15 protein-coding genes are annotated in these 15,859 nt (G+C 69.2%); 8 read left to right on the top strand and 7 right to left on the bottom strand.

What is annotated here, in order from left to right:
• Together GA0115259_RS07440 and GA0115259_RS07435 are read left to right on the top strand one after the other, a co-directional pair.
• Positions 1 to 632 (top strand): VOC family protein (locus GA0115259_RS07440; protein ID WP_218104204.1); only part of this gene is annotated, 632 nt, incomplete at its 5' end.
• Positions 633 to 736: 104 nt separating this feature from the next.
• Complete coding sequence (locus GA0115259_RS07435; RefSeq protein WP_093592644.1) at positions 737 to 1,021, top strand: WhiB family transcriptional regulator; 285 nt, start codon at positions 737 to 739, stop codon at positions 1,019 to 1,021.
• An 80-nt stretch (positions 1,022 to 1,101) separates the two neighbouring features.
• Here GA0115259_RS07435 and GA0115259_RS07430 read toward each other — a convergent pair whose 3' ends face one another.
• The 4 genes from GA0115259_RS07430 to GA0115259_RS07415 all read right to left on the bottom strand — a co-directional run bounded on the left by GA0115259_RS07430 (position 1,102) and on the right by GA0115259_RS07415 (position 5,723).
• Positions 1,102 to 2,022, bottom strand: coding sequence for a chitosanase (locus tag GA0115259_RS07430; RefSeq protein ID WP_093592641.1), 921 nt, complete (start codon positions 2,020 to 2,022; stop codon positions 1,102 to 1,104).
• 116 nt (positions 2,023 to 2,138) lie between these two features.
• Positions 2,139 to 3,113, bottom strand: coding sequence for an acyl-ACP desaturase (locus GA0115259_RS07425; protein WP_093592638.1), 975 nt, complete (start codon positions 3,111 to 3,113; stop codon positions 2,139 to 2,141).
• Between the two features lie 230 nt (positions 3,114 to 3,343).
• On the bottom strand, positions 3,344 to 4,987 hold the full coding sequence (locus tag GA0115259_RS07420; RefSeq protein WP_176732466.1) for an ABC-F family ATP-binding cassette domain-containing protein: 1,644 nt from the start codon (positions 4,985 to 4,987) through the stop codon (positions 3,344 to 3,346).
• A gap of 319 nt (positions 4,988 to 5,306) precedes the next feature.
• Positions 5,307 to 5,723 (bottom strand): spore wall synthesis regulator SsgD, encoded by a 417-nt coding sequence (locus GA0115259_RS07415; RefSeq protein WP_093592635.1) that lies wholly within the window; start codon positions 5,721 to 5,723, stop codon positions 5,307 to 5,309.
• 325 nt (positions 5,724 to 6,048) lie between these two features.
• Between GA0115259_RS07415 and GA0115259_RS07410 the strand changes: the two genes are divergently transcribed.
• The 6 genes from GA0115259_RS07410 (at position 6,049) to GA0115259_RS07390 (ending at position 12,688) form a co-directional block, all read left to right on the top strand.
• Entirely contained in the window at positions 6,049 to 6,828 is a 780-nt protein-coding gene (locus GA0115259_RS07410) for an SDR family NAD(P)-dependent oxidoreductase (RefSeq protein ID WP_093592632.1), read from the top strand.
• 75 nt (positions 6,829 to 6,903) lie between these two features.
• Positions 6,904 to 7,032: a hypothetical protein gene (locus GA0115259_RS41585; protein ID WP_256097938.1), complete on the top strand. Its 129-nt coding sequence runs from the start codon at positions 6,904 to 6,906 to the stop codon at positions 7,030 to 7,032.
• A 52-nt stretch (positions 7,033 to 7,084) separates the two neighbouring features.
• Complete coding sequence (locus GA0115259_RS07405) at positions 7,085 to 7,765, top strand: endonuclease V (protein WP_093592656.1); 681 nt, start codon at positions 7,085 to 7,087, stop codon at positions 7,763 to 7,765.
• Positions 7,766 to 7,937: 172 nt separating this feature from the next.
• Positions 7,938 to 9,137 carry a CaiB/BaiF CoA transferase family protein gene (locus GA0115259_RS07400; protein WP_093592629.1) on the top strand — a complete coding sequence of 400 codons (1,200 nt, stop codon included), beginning with the start codon at positions 7,938 to 7,940 and terminating at the stop codon, positions 9,135 to 9,137.
• A gap of 64 nt (positions 9,138 to 9,201) precedes the next feature.
• A complete protein-coding gene (locus tag GA0115259_RS07395; protein ID WP_093592626.1) occupies positions 9,202 to 10,416 on the top strand; it encodes an acetyl-CoA C-acetyltransferase in 1,215 nt (404 codons plus the stop codon).
• An 82-nt stretch (positions 10,417 to 10,498) separates the two neighbouring features.
• Positions 10,499 to 12,688: a 3-hydroxyacyl-CoA dehydrogenase NAD-binding domain-containing protein gene (locus GA0115259_RS07390; RefSeq protein WP_093592623.1), complete on the top strand. Its 2,190-nt coding sequence runs from the start codon at positions 10,499 to 10,501 to the stop codon at positions 12,686 to 12,688.
• A gap of 94 nt (positions 12,689 to 12,782) precedes the next feature.
• Here GA0115259_RS07390 and GA0115259_RS07385 read toward each other — a convergent pair whose 3' ends face one another.
• From GA0115259_RS07385 to GA0115259_RS07375, 3 genes are all read right to left on the bottom strand, one after another.
• On the bottom strand, positions 12,783 to 13,577 hold the full coding sequence (locus tag GA0115259_RS07385) for a MerR family transcriptional regulator (protein WP_093592653.1): 795 nt from the start codon (positions 13,575 to 13,577) through the stop codon (positions 12,783 to 12,785).
• 225 nt (positions 13,578 to 13,802) lie between these two features.
• Positions 13,803 to 14,984, bottom strand: coding sequence for a DUF3103 family protein (locus GA0115259_RS07380; protein ID WP_093592620.1), 1,182 nt, complete (start codon positions 14,982 to 14,984; stop codon positions 13,803 to 13,805).
• 244 nt (positions 14,985 to 15,228) lie between these two features.
• Positions 15,229 to 15,859: SDR family oxidoreductase (locus tag GA0115259_RS07375; RefSeq protein ID WP_107469146.1), on the bottom strand; the 631-nt coding region annotated here is incomplete at its 5' end.

The following is a 15,859-nucleotide window of genomic DNA, read 5'->3' as shown; positions in this document are numbered from 1 at the left end:
CGCCCGCCGCCATGCCCATGCCGACCGACGAGGGACCGACCGCCTGGTTCCTGTTCTTCCGTACGACCGACGCGGACGCGACGGCCAAGGCCGTGCATCAGGCGGGCGGCTCCATGCTGCTCGGGCCCACGGACGTCATGGAGTTCGGCAGGATGGCCGTCTTCAGCGACTCCGTCGGCGCCCGGTTCGCGGTCTGGCAGCCGGGCTCGAACAAGGGCCTGGACGTCGTCGACGAGCCGGGCAGCCTCTGCTGGTGCGAGCTGTACACACCGGACGAGGGCGCCGCGTACGCCTTCTACCACGCGGTCTTCGGCTGGGAGACCACCAGTATGCCGATGCCCGACGGCAGCGGTACGTACCGGATGACGCATCCGGCGGGCCGGGGCCCGGAAGCCATGTTCGGCGGCTTCGTCACGCTCGGCTCCGATCCGGCGGAGGCCGGCAGCGGACCGCACTGGCAGATCTACTTCGCGGTGACGGACTGCGATGCCTCGGTGTCGGAGGCCAGGAAGCTGGGCGGTACGGTCAGAGTCGCGCCGACCGATATCGAGGGCGTGGGACGGTTCGCCAAGCTCACGGATCCCTGCGGCGCGCGCTTCGCGCTGATGCAGGGAGTGGAGCAGGACGCCTGACGGCCCGTACGCGCGCCCCTCCGTCGGCGCCGACACGCCGGTGTCGCAAAGGCATTGACGCTTCGTCAAGCAACCGTTTATCGCGGCCGGGCAGCCTGTCGGGTATGCCGATCAACATCACCGACATCACCACCCGCGCGACCGCAACGTCCCAGAGCACCGAGCACGAACTCTCCTGGCAGGAGAGCGCGTTGTGCGCCCAGACCGGTCCCGATTTCTTCTTCCCGGCCCCAGGCTCCTCCACCCGTGAGGCGAAGCTGCTGTGCGGCGCGTGCGAGGGCCGGGAGGCCTGCCTCCAGTACGCCCTCGCCAACGACGAGCGGTTCGGCGTCTGGGGCGGGCTCTCCGAGAAGGAGCGCCAGAAACTCCGGCGCACCGCGGGAAACTGAGCCGGCCTGGGCAGCCCGGTCGCGGGCCCGCTCGCGTGGCGGCCGGGAGAGCGAGCCGGGCGTGGCGGGCGGGCCGGACCTCAGTGTGCCGCGATCCGGAAGGTCTCGCCGTACATCTGCCAGCTCAGCGGCGGGTCGAGGGCCATGTTGCCGTCCCGCAGGAAGACGCGCTGAGCGGTGTCGATACGGGACGTGTCCCGCTGCGCCGTGATGAGTCCGGCCTTGATCACGGACCGGCTGCCGTCCAGGAAGGCGTTCAGATACGCCTTCTCCTCGCCGCCACGGTCCGGGGACTTCGCCCCCTTCATCGCCGCGTCACGGATGCCGTAGAAGCCATGGGCGTCGACTCCGGGGCCGTGCAGCACCATCGCGTCGTAGTAGATGAACTGCCCGAGCGTGCCGAGTCCGTCCAGCTTGGCCAGCCGGACGGCCGGTTCGAAGTAGATCCGGTCACGGATCGTGTCCTGCGCCGTGCGGAAGTCCGCGGATTGCGCGGCCTTCGCCCAGGCGTCCCGGAAGCCGGGATCGAGTCCCTCGTGCGAGTCGGTGCCGTCCACGGCGCGCAGCGCCGGGAGATACGGCGCGAGCGGATTGTCCGGGTGGCTCTTCGTGTACGACTCGACCAGTTGCAGCATGTCGTTGGTGCCCGAGCAGAAGCCGATGATCCCGGCCGTGTAGCCGTTGCCGTCACCGAGGTCCTCGATGGTGCCGTACAGGCTCCGCCAGTCGAGCGTGGAGCTCTCCGCGCTGGCCACGAGCCGGGCGGCGATCTCCTTCTTCTCCGGAGCGGCGAGGCCGGGCGGCATTTTGTCGATCCGCTCCCGTACCTCGTCCTCGTTCTCCAGGGCACCGGGCGCCAGCGGATTGGGCGCGCCGCTCTGCCCCGGGTAGGACGGCGGATGGTCGGCGAGCGCCCCGGTGCCGTCGCCGGCTCCGAAGATCACGGCAGCGGCCACAACGATGGGCGCGCCTATGAGGAAGAGGCGCGTGACAGGCTTCATCCGGCACAGCGTACGAGGCATCCACGAGGATGGGCGAACACTTCCCCGAAAACCGACAACACGTACGACAGCGCCGGATAAAGCCTGGGCCAGGAGCGCGGCGGGCAGGGCCAGGATCAGCCTGCGGCGCGCGCGGCCATCCGTGCCTTGCGGGCGGCGAGCTTCTCGTCGAACTTGCTCGCCTCGCTGTTCAACCCGCCCATGTACAGACCGAGTTCCTCCTGCGCCTTGAGCCCTTCCGGGCCCAGTCCGTCGATGTCCAGCACCTTCAGGAAGCGCAACACCGGCTGGAGTACATCGTCGTGGTGGATCCGCATGTTGTAGATCTCGCCGATGGCCATCTGCGCGGCGGCACGCTCGAAGCCCGGCATACCGTGTCCCGGCATCCGGAAGTTCACGACCACATCGCGCACGGCTTGCATGGTCGGATCAGGTGCGATCTCGAAGGCCGCGCCCAGCAGATTGCGGTAGAAGACCATGTGCAGATTCTCGTCGGTGGCGATGCGCGCCAGCATCCGGTCGCAGACCGGGTCGCCGGACTGATGTCCGGTGTTGCGGTGCGAGACCCGGGTGGCCAGCTCCTGGAAGGCCACATACGCGACCGAGTGCAGCATCGAGTGACGGTTGTCGGACTCGAAGCCCTCCGCCATATGAGCCATCCGGAACTGCTCCAGCTTGTCCGGATCGACGGCCCGTGAGGTGAGCAGATAGTCGCGCATCACGATGCCGTGCCGGCCCTCTTCCGCCGTCCACCGGTGCACCCAGGTGCCCCAGGCTCCGTCGCGGCCGAAGAGGCTGGCGATCTCGTGGTGGTAGCTGGGGAGGTTGTCCTCGGTGAGCAGATTCACCACGAGCGCGATCTTGCCGATGTCGGTGACCTTCGACTGCTGAGGCTCCCAGGCCTCGCCGTCATCGAATATCCCCGGGAAGTTGCGGCCGTCCGTGAAGGGAACGTACTCGTGCGGCATCCAGTCCTTGGCGACCTTGAGATGACGGTTGAGTTCCTTCTCCACCACCTCTTCCAGCGCGTACAGCAGTCGGGCGTCGGTCCACGCGTCCGAACTGCCGAGGTGGGGAGAGACGAGTGTCACGGGTGCTCCTGGGGACGGGAGAGTGTTTACCTACGGGTTCGTAGGTTACGACACCGTAGGTTAAAGCCGTAGTAAGCCGGACGCCAAGCCCGCGGCACTCGAGTCTCTCCACGCACAGCGACGGCCGTCGAGTTTTCCGGCCGCGCCGGGAGCCGGTTCGGGGCCGGGCCGGACCTGAGCCGGTCCCGAACCGGCCCCGAACCGGCCCCGACCCTGGCCCCGGCCAGCGCCTAGGCGTACGGCAGTTCCGCCTCCCGTACCTCCTCGGCGCTGGTGTCCCGCAGCTCTCCGTCGAGCAGCAGCCAGCGCGTGATGCCGATCGACTCCAGGAACGGCAGATCATGGCTCGCCACGATCAGCGCGCCCTCGTACGACTCCAGCGCGGCGGTGAGCCGGCGCACGCTCGCCATGTCCAGATTGTTCGTCGGCTCGTCCAGCATGAGCAACTGCGGGGCGGGCTCGGCGAGCAGCAGGGCGGCGAGCGAGGCACGGAACCGCTCTCCGCCCGAGAGCGTCCCGGCCGGCTGGTCGGCCCGCGCGCCACGGAACAGAAAGCGCGCCAGCCGCGCCCTGACCAGGTTGTTCGTCGCGGCGGGCGCGAGGCGTACCACGTTCTCCACCACGCTCAGCGAGTCGTCCAGCACATCGAGCCGCTGCGGCAGAAAGCGCACCGGCACATGGGCGAGTGCCTCGCCGGAGACCGGCTCCAGCTCTCCGGCGACCGTACGCAGCAGCGTGGTCTTGCCCGCGCCGTTGCGTCCCACGAGCGCGATCCGCTCCGGGCCGTGGATCTCGAACCAGCCCAAGGCCTCGGCTCCGTGGCGCAGCCGCAGCTCGCGCAGGCTCAGCACGCTCCTGCCCGGATGGACCTTGGTGTACGGCAGCTCGATACGGACCTCGTCGTCGTCCCGTACCGCCTCCATCGCGTCGTCCAGACGCTCCTTCGCCTCGGCGAGCTTCTCGGCGTGCAGGGTGCGGTGTTTGCCCGCGGACTCCTGGGCGGCCTGCTTGCGCAGGTTCATCACAATGCGCGGCTCCCGCTTACTGTCGTACATCTTCCGGCCGAAGCGCGCCCGCTTGGCCAACTTGACCTGAGCGTCGGTCAGTTCACGCTTCTGCCGCTGTACGTCGGCCTCGGCGGCACGCACCGTGCGCTCGGCCGCCTCCTGCTCCTGGGCCAGTGCCTCCTCGTACGCGGAGTAGTTGCCGCCGTACCACCGCACCTCGCCGTCGTGCAGATCGGCGATCTGGTCGACGCGCTCCAGCAGTTCACGGTCATGGCTGACCACGATCAGCACACCGGACCAGGACGCGACCGCCGCGTACAGCCGCCGTCGCGCGTGCAGATCGAGATTGTTCGTCGGCTCGTCCAGCAGCAGCACACCGGGCCTGGCCAGCAGCAACGAGGCCAGTCGCAGCAGCACGCACTCGCCGCCGGACATCTCGCCGATGGTGCGGTCGAGTCCGATCCGTCCAAGGCCGAGCTGGTCGAGCGTGGCGCGGGCGCGCTCCTCGACATCCCAGTCGTCGCCGACGGCGGTGAAGTGCTCCTCGCTCGCGTCGCCCGCCTCGATGGCGTGCAGCGCGGCACGGGCCGAGGCGATACCGAGTGCCTCGTCCACCCGTAGCCCGGTGTCGAGCACCACGCTCTGTGGCAGGTAGCCGATGTCACCGGCGACCTTGATCTTTCCTTCGGACGGTGTCAGTTCGCCCGCGATCAGCCTCAACAGCGTTGATTTCCCTGATCCGTTGCGGCCGATCAGTCCGGTTCTGCCGGGACCGACGGAGAGCTGGAATCCGTCGAGGACACTCGTCCCGTCGGGCCAGCCGAAGGAGAGGGCGGTGCAGGTGATATGGGCGGGAGATGAGGACATACGGTTCTCCGGTCGTTGCGAAGTACTGAGTACGAAGTACTGGGGGAGGGGCAGGGCAACGGATGGAGACACCGCGGAACGGGAGAGGTCCCGGTCGGGGAGGACGGCTCGACAGCCGAGGTCACACACGAGAAAACACGGACGAATCCATGCGGCACGGTGTCTCAGGACCTCAGACGAGCAACGTCCTACTCCAATCGACGACAACAGGACGTCAGCCACCGTAGGCAGCGGTCGGGCGGGCGTCAAAGCATTTACTGGCGACGGAGGCGGTGGAGGCCGGCGGCGGTGGTGCAGGCCGGCGGCGCGGCAGGGAGCGTCAGCAGGCGTCGCGCAGCAGCTCGGTCAGATCGTGGTCCAGGTTCAGATGGAGATGCTCGTGGCCGGCCGGGACGAGGTCCTCGGAGCGCTCCAGGAAGCGGCGCAGATCGGAGGTGCGCAGATGGACCATCGCGGTGCCCTCGGGCGCGTGGAACTCCAGGACCGTACGGCCGTAGCCGAACGGCCGCACCCGCACATCGCCGAGACCGACCGGCTCGTGGATGCCCGAGGCCAGCAGCTCGCGGGAGAACTCCCAGGTCACCTCGGTGCCCTCCAGCGTCGCGAGCGGCGGGAACGCCATGCGGACGGCGAAGGGGTCGGTCCGGTCGTAACGGAGTGTCGCGGAGACGGTCTCGGTTCTGGGGACGGAAGCGACCAGTCGGGCCTGTACAGCCTGCTCGATGACGGGTGACATGACCTGATCCCCTTCGTCGGACCGCTGGTGGATCGGCGCGGTTCTCTCTCCTACTGGAAGGACGGCTGGGCGGCCCGATCAGTGCTCGGGAAGGTGGGTGACCTACGTCACCTGTCGGCGCGCCATGCCGGTCGAAAAGCGACTATATGATCATGTTTGTGCTACTCTAGCCGCTGGGAAGGCGGTACGAGGTGGCGCTCGGCTTTTTCGCTCCCTGGCCGCGGCATGGGCAGGTGCCCCGAAGGAGACCGCCCTGCGGGCCACGCACACCCTGGGCTGATCGCCTCCCTGCTCGGCCCGAAGGGCCGGCCGAAGGAGGAGGCCGATGGCACGCGTACTGATCACCGGTTCCAGCGACGGGCTCGGTCTGATGGCCGCGAAGCTGCTGGTGAGTCAGGGCCACAAGGTCACGCTGCACGCCCGTAACACCGAGCGGGCCCATGACGCCGCACACGCTCTGCCCGAGGCGGACGGCGTCGTCGTCGGTGATCTGTCGAGCATCGCCGATACGCGCCAGGTCGCCGAACAGGCGAACGAACGGGGACGGTATGACGCGGTGATCCACAACGCGGGTGTCGGCTTCCGCGAGCCGTACCGGCTGACCACCGAGGGACTTGTCCACGTCTTCGCCATCAATGTGGTGGCGCCGTATCTGCTCACCGCGCTGATCGATCGCCCGGACCGGCTGGTCTATCTCAGTTCCGCCATGCACCGCGGCGGCGAACCGGACCTGTTCGACCTGGGATGGACCCAGCGGGAGTGGAACCCGTCCCAGGCGTACTCCGACAGCAAACTCTGCGATGTCGCCCTGGCGTTCGCCGTGGCGCGCCGCTGGCCGGAAGTGCTCTCCAACGCGCTGACGCCCGGGTGGGTGCCGACGCGGATGGGTGGCCCCGGAGCGCCCGACGACATACGCCTCGCTCCCGTCACCCAGGCCTGGCTGGCCGTCAGTGACGACGAATCCGCGCAGGTGACCGGCCGGTATTTCTACCACCAGCAGGAGGCGGAGACCCACCCGGCCGCCAGGTCGTACACCTTCCAGGACGGGCTGCTCGAACGGTGTGCGCAGCTGACCGGCGCCCGGATCCCCGACGAGCGCGGCTGATGGCTGCGCGGCTGATGGTTGACGATGTGCGGCCTCCGTCCACTCGCGGAGGTCCCCTCCGGAGGTCCCCTCCGGATGCCCGCTTACCGACCCCTCAACCTGGGCAGGCCCGCCGACGACGTACGGACCTATGGCGGGACGGTGGCGGGCATGATCGCCGGTGCGGTCCACGCGTACGGTACCGCCGAGGATCCTGACGCCTAGACGCGGGCAGACACGGCCGACGCCGACAGGCACGGCCTAGGGTGTGATCACCATGACGCAGATCAGGACGCCCCAGGACGAGGCCGAGGCACGCGCCGTACAGGACGAGCTGCGCGGGCGTGTCGTGCTGGACGAGGCCGGGCCGCCGGCCGGTACGGGACTGGTGACCGGTGTGGACGTGGCGTACGACGACGTGCGCGATGTCGTCGCCGCGGCGGCCGTCGTGCTCGACGCCGCCACGCTCGCCGTGGTGGACGAGGCGACGGCCGTCGGCCGGGTCACCTTCCCGTATGTCCCCGGACTGCTGGCTTTCCGGGAGATTCCCACGGTCCTCGCCGCTCTTGACGCCCTCACCTCCGACCCGGGCCTTGTCGTCTGCGACGGCTACGGTCTGGCCCATCCGCGCCGCTTCGGCCTCGCCGCGCATCTCGGCGTGCTCACCGGGCTGCCGGTGTTCGGTGTGGCGAAGAATCCCTTCGCCTTCTCGTACGAACAGCCGGGCGCCGGGCGCGGTGACTCCTCGCCGCTGCTGGCCGACGACGGCGAGGAGGTCGGCCGGGCGCTGCGCACGCAGCCGGACGTCAAGCCGGTGTTCGTCTCGGTCGGCCACCGTGTCGACCTCGCCACCGCCTGCGCTCACACCCTGCGGCTGACGCCCGACTACCGCCTTCCCGAGTCCACCCGCAGGGCCGACGCCCTCTGCCGCCGCGCGCTGCGCGAGGCCACCGCGTAGCCGCCTGGAGCTGCTCGGCGTGCCGAGCCGGCCGCCGGGCGGTAGAACGGGAGGGATCTTCAGGACGCGGGAGGAAACCAAGCGCTTGCTCTCCACAGGGGTTGTGCGGAGTGCGGCAACCTTCTTAGCATCATTGCTGTTACATCAGTTGTGTCACAGTGCTGGGGGCAGGATGGCAACGACGGAGAACGGCCCGCTGACCGGCGTACGCGTGGTCGAGCTGGCCGGAATCGGGCCGGGGCCGTTCGCCGCCATGACTCTCGCGGACCTCGGCGCCGATGTCGTACGGATCGACCGCCCGGGCGGGGCCGGCCTCGGTATCGATCCGGCCCATGATCTGACCAATCGCAACAAGCGCTCCGTACTGATCGACCTCAAGGCCGAGGACGGCGCCGCGCGCGTACTCGATCTGGCCGAGCGCGCCGATGTGCTGATCGAGGGCTACCGTCCCGGAGTCGCCGAGCGCCTCGGTATCGGTCCCAAGGAGTGTCTCGCCCGTAATCCGCGCCTGGTGTACGGACGGATGACCGGCTGGGGCCAGGAGGGCCCGCTCGCCGAGCGCGCCGGGCACGACATCGGCTATATCGCCGTCAGCGGTGCCCTCTCCATGATCGGGAAGGCCGACGAGCCGCCGGCCCTTCCGGCGAATCTGCTCGGTGACTACGCGGGCGGCGCCCTCTATCTCGTCATCGGAGTGCTCGCGGCGCTCCAGCACGCCCGTACACCGGACGGTACGGGCCAGGTGGTGGACGCGGCGATCGTCGACGGGACGGCCCATCTCACGACCATGATCCACGCCATGATGGGCGCGGGCGGCTGGCAGGACCGGCGAGGAGCGAATCTGCTCGACGGCGGCAGCCCTTTCTACGGCTCGTACGAGACCGCCGACGGTGAGTACATGGCGGTCGGGCCGCTGGAGCCGCGGTTCTACAACGAGTTCATCGAGCGGCTCGGGATCGCGGACGAGGTCCCGAGCCGTAAGGACTTCGCCCGCTGGGACGAGCTGCGGGACGCCGTCGCGGCCCGGTTCCGGACGAAGACACGCGCGGAGTGGACGGCGGTCTTCGAAGGGACCGACGCCTGTGTCGCTCCGGTGCTCTCGCTGCGCGAGGCCCCCGTCCATCCGCATCTCGTGGCCCGTGGCACCTTCATCGATCATGGAGGGCTCGTCCAGCCGGCGCCCGCGCCGCGCTTCTCCGTCACGCCGGGCTCGGTGCGCCGTGGGCCCGCCAGACCGGGGGCGGACACCGCCGAGATCGCCCGCGACTGGGAACTGCCTTCGCCCGCCGATCCTTCCGTGGCTGCGCCTTCCGCAGCCGCGCCTTCGCTCGCCGAGCCCTCGCCGCCTGTGCCCGCGAAGGAGGACAGTTGAGTCGAGTGTTGAACTCCTGAACCGTCGCGCGTCCCGTTTCTCATCTCAGCGAAAGGCAGTCGCCGTGAGTACCGAAGCGTTCGTCTACGACGCGATCCGCACTCCGCGCGGTCGCGGCAAGGCCAATGGCGCCCTGCACGGCACCAAGCCCATCGATCTCGTCGTCGGACTGATCCATGAGATGCGCCGACGGCTGCCCGGACTCGATCCGGCGGCGATCGACGACATCGTCCTCGGCGTGGTGAGCCCGCTCGGCGACCAGGGTTCGGACATCGCCCGTATCGCGGCCATCGCAGCCGGACTGCCCGACTCCGTCGCCGGCGTACAGGAGAACCGCTTCTGCGCCTCCGGGCTCGAAGCCGTCAATCTGGCCGCGGCCAAGATCCGCTCCGGCTGGGAGGATCTGGTCCTGGCGGGCGGCGTCGAGTCGATGTCGCGTGTACCGATGGGTTCCGACGGCGGTGCCTGGGCCATGGACCCGATGACCAGCTTCGCGACCGGCTTCGCACCGCAGGGCATCGGCGCCGATCTGATCGCCACTCTGGGCGGATTCAGCAGGCGCGATGTGGACGAGTTCGCGGCGCTCTCCCAGGAGCGGGCCGCCGCCGCGTGGAAGGAGGGCCGTTTCGACCGCTCGGTCGTACCGGTCCTCGACCGCAACGGACTCACCGTCCTGGACCGCGACGAGCATCTGCGTCCCGGCACCACCGCCGACTCGCTCGCCGCGCTGAAGCCGTCGTTCGCCACGATCGGCGATGTCGGCGGCTTCGACGCGGTCGTCCTCCAGAAGTACCACTGGGTCGAGAAGATCGACCATGTCCACCACGCGGGCAACTCCTCCGGCATCGTGGACGGCGCGGCCCTCGTCGCCATCGGCTCCCGGGAGACCGGCGAGCGCTACGGGCTCACTCCGCGTGCCAGGATCGTCTCCGCCGCCGTCTCCGGCTCCGAGCCGACGATCATGCTGACCGGGCCTGCGCCCGCGAGCCGCAAGGCCCTCGCCAAGGCCGGACTGACGATCGACGACATCGACCTGGTCGAGATCAACGAGGCGTTCGCCGCGGTCGTACTGCGCTTCGTGGAGGAGATGGGGCTCCCGCTGGAGAAGGTCAATGTGAATGGCGGGGCCATCGCGCTCGGCCATCCGCTGGGGGCCACCGGGGCCATGATCCTCGGCACGCTCATCGATGAACTGGAGCGGCGGGACCAGCGGTACGGACTGGTGACGCTCTGTGTCGGCGGCGGTATGGGAGTCGCCACCGTGGTCGAGCGCGTCTGACCGTTCTGTCCGATCGTTCCGACCGGCCGACCCGTCCCGCCCTCTCTTCCTTCGTCCCCGTCATGGATTACGGAGCAGCAGCATGAGCGAGTCCACCCCCCAGGCGTCCTCGGCCATCCGCTGGGAACAGGACGGATCGGGCGTCGTCACCCTCGTCCTGGACGATCCACGCCAGTCCGCCAACACCATGAACGAGACCTTCCGGCACTCGCTCGCGGCGATCGCCGAGCGCGCCGAGGCCGAGCGGGACGGCATCCGCGGCATCATCGTCACCTCCGCCAAGAAGACCTTCTTCGCGGGCGGCGACCTCAAGGACATGATCAAGGTCGGCCCGGCCGACGCCCAGCGCGTCTTCGAGAGCGGCATGGCCGTCAAACACGCCCTGCGGCGCCTCGAAACCCTGGGCAAGCCCCTCGTCGCCGCCATCAACGGGGCCGCGCTGGGCGGCGGTTACGAGATCGCCCTCGCCTGCCACCACCGGATCGCCCTCGACGCGCCGGGATCGAAGATCGGTCTGCCCGAGGTCACGCTCGGACTGCTGCCCGCGGCCGGCGGAGTCACCCGTACGGTACGGCTGCTGGGCATCGCGGACGCGCTGCTCAAGGTGCTGCTCCAGGGCACCCAGTACTCGCCGCGGCGCGCGCTGGAGGCCGGGCTCGTCCATGAAGTCGCCGCCACCGCCGATGAGATGCTCGCGGCGGCCCATGCCTTCATCGATGCCCATCCCGAGTCCGTACAGCCCTGGGACGTCAAGGGCTACCGCATTCCCGGTGGTATGCCGTCCAGCCCGCGCCTCGCCGCCAATCTGCCCGCGTTCCCGGCCAATCTGAAGAAGCAGCTCGCGGGCGCGCCCTTCCCGGCGCCGCGCAATATCCTGGCGGCGGCCGTCGAGGGCGCGCAGGTCGACTTCGAGACCGCGCAGACCGTCGAGGCCCGCTACTTCACCGAGCTGGTCACCGGGCAGACCGCCAAGAACATGATTCAGGCGTTCTTCTTCGACCTCCAGGCTGTCAACTCGGGCGCGAGCCGCCCGCAGGGCATTCCACCGCGCGAGGTGCGCAAGGTCGCGGTCCTCGGCGCCGGAATGATGGGCGCGGGCATTGCCTACTCCTGCGCCCGCGCCGGTCTGGATGTCGTCCTGAAGGATGTCTCGCAGGACGCGGCCGAGCGAGGCAAGGCGTACTCCGAGAAGCTGCTCGCCAAGGCGCTCTCGCGTGGCCGTACGACCGAGGACCGGCGCGACGCGCTGCTCGCCCGTATCACACCGACCGCCGATCCCGCTGATCTCGCGGGCTGTGACGCCGTGATCGAGGCGGTATTCGAGGATCCGGCGCTCAAGCACAAGGTGTTCCAGGAGATCCAGGAGATCGTGGAGCCCGACGCGCTGCTCTGCTCCAACACCTCCACCCTGCCGATCACTCTGCTCGCCGAAGGCGTCTCCCGGCCCGCCGACTTCATCGGACTGCACTTCTTCTCACCGGTCGACAAGATGCCGCTGGTCGAGATCATCAAGGGCGAGCGGACGGGCGACGAGGCCCTCGCCCGTGCCTTCGATCTGGTACGTGCGATCAAGAAGACGCCGATCGTCGTCAATGACTCGCGCGGCTTCTTCACCTCACGGGTGATCGGGCAGTTCATCAACGAGGGCGTCGCGATGATCGGCGAGGGCATCGAGCCCGCATCGGTCGAGCAGGCCGCCGCGCAGGCCGGTTATCCTGCCAAGGTGCTCTCCTTGATGGACGAGTTGACACTTACCCTGCCGCGGAAGATCCGCGACGAGAGCAGGCGCGCGGTGGAGGAGTCGGGAGGCACCTGGACCGGTCATCCGGCGGACGCGGTGATCGACCGGATGGTGGACGAGTTCGGCCGTACGGGACGCGCGGGCGGCGCGGGCTTTTACGAGTACGACGCGGACGGCAAGCGTGTCGGGCTCTGGCCCGGACTGCGGGAGCACTTCGGAAAGGCAGATGCGCGGGATCTGTTCGCGGACATGCGGGAGCGGATGCTCTTCTCCGAGGCGCTGGACTCGGTGCGCTGTCTGGAGGAGAACGTTCTCACGTCGGTCGCCGACGCCAATATCGGCTCGATCATGGGCATCGGCTTCCCGGCCTGGACGGGCGGAGTGCTCCAGTACATCAACGGCTACGAGGGCGGGCTGCCCGGTTTCGTGGCGCGCGCCCGCGAGCTCGCAGGACGGTACGGAGAGCGCTTCGAGCCGCCCGCGCTGCTGGTGGAGAAGGCGGAGAAGGGCGAGACGTTCGGCGACGGGTGAGGGCGAGTGGGAGCGGGCGAGGACGGGGGAGAGCGGGCGCCGTTGAGACAGGTTGTACGTGCGGGCCGCGTGGACCGCGCGTACTACCGCGCACTCACTCCGCCGCCGCCTGGAACGCGGCCCGCAGCTCCTCCTTCAGCGACCGCTGGAACGCCGTGACCAGCGCCTGTACCACCAGCGGCTCCATATGCGCGGAGAGCGACTTCACCGCCGCGATCTGCTCCGGACCGGACGCGTCCCGTCCGTATGAGGGCGACACCTCGTCCCGGAACATCCGGGTCAGCTTGCGTGCCGCCTCACGGGTGTGCTCCAGCAGGACGGTGCGGGCCGCGAGGATCGTCTCCTGTGCGATGGGTACGTCGAGCAGCTCGACGCAGAGCCGCAGCAGCGCCGGATCCAGCCGGTAGGTATCGGGGCGGTAGCTGTCCGTGTCGTCGGTGTCTGGGCGATCGGTGTCCGGGCGGTCGTTGTCCGGGCGGTCGGCGCGGGCCAGGGCGCCCATCGCGGCGAGCCGGTCGATGTCGTCCTCCGTCAGCGCCCGTCCCGCCCTGCTCTCCAGCTCCGCCCGGGTGGCGTTCTCCGGCGAGTCCGGCGCCCAGGAGGCGACCAGCGCCCGGTGGATCGCCAGATCGCGGGCGCTGAGATCGGGCGGCAACTGTTCCAGATAGCGTTCGATCGCGGCGAGTGTCATGCCCTGCCGCTGAAGCTCCTCGATCAGTGCCAGCCGGGACAGATGCTCGGGTCCGTAGTGCCCGATCCTGCGGGCGCCGATGACCGGCGGCGGAAGCAGCCCGCGGCTGCTGTAGAACCGTACGGTACGCACGGTGACGCCGGCCCGCGCGGCGAGTTCGTCGACCGTGAGCGTCGGCCTTCCGGTCTCGGTGGCCATGGACCGCACCTCGCTTCCGGCTGCCATGGGTCGACAGATCGACTCGGTGGGACCGAATCGACTCGGTGGGACTCAGTGACACAGTATTGCTGTGCCACCACCGTTGTGAAAGTGGCGCCGTATGCGCGAGGCGACAAGGTGCGTGAGCGACGTGAGCGACAAGAGCCCCGTCCGGCCAGGGAACGGCCGGACGGGCACTCAGGTGCCGGACAGGGCTCTCGGGTGTCAGAACTGTTCGACGAAGTACGGGCTGATGGTCATCCAGCCGTTGCCCCGGGCGCCGTTGAGGCGGCCGGAGGAGTTCTGGCCCAGGGTGTACCAGGAGTCCACGTAGTCGGGATCGTTGGTCCACCAGGACGTCGGGATGGCGTCGAGGATGGCGTTGACCAGGGGGATGTAGGCGCCCTGGTCGGTGATGGTGAGCAGGATGTCCGCGATGGCCTTGGCGAGGGCCTGGTAGTTGGTGTCGCCGTCGTCCTCCATCATCACGACATCGGCGAGGTTGTACTTGTAGGACGACCAGTTGACGAGAATCTGGTTCGGGTAGTAGGTGGTGCCGTCGTTGTCCAGATACGGCATGGTCACCGTGTCGACACGGACCTTGCCGTCGAATCCGAAGCCGCTGACGATCGAGAAGATCTCGGCGTCGCCCGAGACCCAGGGCTCCTCGTCGTTGGACAGATAGACGGCGTCGATACGAGAGGTCCAGAAGCCGGCCGCGGCGGCGCGGTTCCGTGAGCCCTCGGTGGCCTCGGCGGTGGCCTCGGAGGCCTCGGCGACCTCGGCGGAGGACAGACCGTGCTTGGCGAGTTCCTTGTCCACGACGCCCAGGCCCGCGGCCATGGCCTTGGTGACGTCGATGTCGACGACGTAGACGGGCCGGTCCGGCGTCGTCCGCGCGTCCAGCGTGTGCGCCCGGCCACGGCTGTCGTAAGCGGTGATCGTCTCGGCGTTGTCATCGGTGCCGGCGGCGGCGACCAGCGGGACCGTACCCGCCGTCAGGGCGCCACGCATGGAGTCGGCGGCCAGCCGCAGCCGCAGCAGGGAACCGGTGTCGGCGCCCAGCCCCTTGGCGGCGGCGATGCGCTGGTCGCCCTTGGCGACGGTGGACTTGAGAGCCTGTCCGGCCTTCGCCGTGGCCCGGCCGGTCAGCGCGCTCAGATCGACCTGGTCCGAGGCGAGGGCCGCCGAGCGTATCTGCGCCCGCCATCTCTGGTCGCCGAGCGATGCGGCGACGGCACGGGCGGTCTGGTCCTCGACCTGCCCGACCGCCGAGACCGGCGCGGCGTCGGACGGACTCGGCTGCGAGGCTCCCGCGATCGGGGACGCCACGCCCTGGAGAGCGGCGACGGTGACGGCGGTGAGAGCGAGAGCGGTGGCATGGCGGCGTGTGAAACGCGTGCTCAAGGGTTCCTCCTGGAAGCGTGCCGCGTCCGCCTGCGGCGGGGCGGCGGTTGGGGGGAAGCGTTCAGGACGGAGCCGGATCTATGCGGGTAGATTCCGCTGGGAAAAGCATGTCCGTAGCATGCCAATAACGCAAGGACCTGCCGCGCCGTTGCCCCCAACCGCCAAGCGCCCGGGCCGAATTGTTCGCGTCGGCCCGGGCTTGAGTTTCTCTGTTGTTCAGCGCTGTGTTCGTTCAGCGCCGAGTTCAGCCCTGGGCGGTGGGCCTTACGACGACTTCGTTGATGTCGACGTCCAGGGGCTGGCCGATGGCGTAGTCGATTGCCGCGCCGATGGCCGAGGCGGAGATCGCGATGCCCATCTGGTCGTGGACGGCCTCGCGCACCGCGGAGTCACTGATCCCCTCGGTCAGCTCGCTACGGGTCAGACCGGGGCTGATCACCGTGACCCGCAGATCGCGGCTCTCCTGGCGGAGCCCCTCGGAGATGGCGCGCACGGCGAACTTGGTGGCGCTGTAGACGGCGGCGGTGGGGTCGACCCGGTGTCCGGAGACTGAGGCGATGTTCACGATGTGTCCCGCGCCCTGCTCCCGCATCAGCGGGAGCACTGCGGCGATGCCGTGCAGCACGCCGCGGACATTGACGTCGATCATGCGGTTCCACTCGTCGACCTTCAGGGCGTCCACCGTCGACAGGGGCATGACGCCCGCGTTGTTGACCAGGACGTCGACCCGCCCGTACCGCTCCCGTGCCGCCCGGGCGAAGGACCGGGTGCTCTCCAGGCTGGTCACATCCAGTTCGTGGTGGGCGGCCGCGCCCCCGTCGGCCTGGATGTCCTTCGCGATGGCGGCGATACGGTCGGTACGGCGGGGCCCCCGG

The sequence above is a fragment of the Streptomyces sp. MnatMP-M17 genome, from assembly GCF_900091995.1.
Taxonomy (GTDB): Bacteria; Actinomycetota; Actinomycetes; order Streptomycetales; family Streptomycetaceae; genus Streptomyces.
Note: the sequence above shows the minus strand (reverse complement) of the source record. Positions and strands in the feature narration are given on the sequence as shown.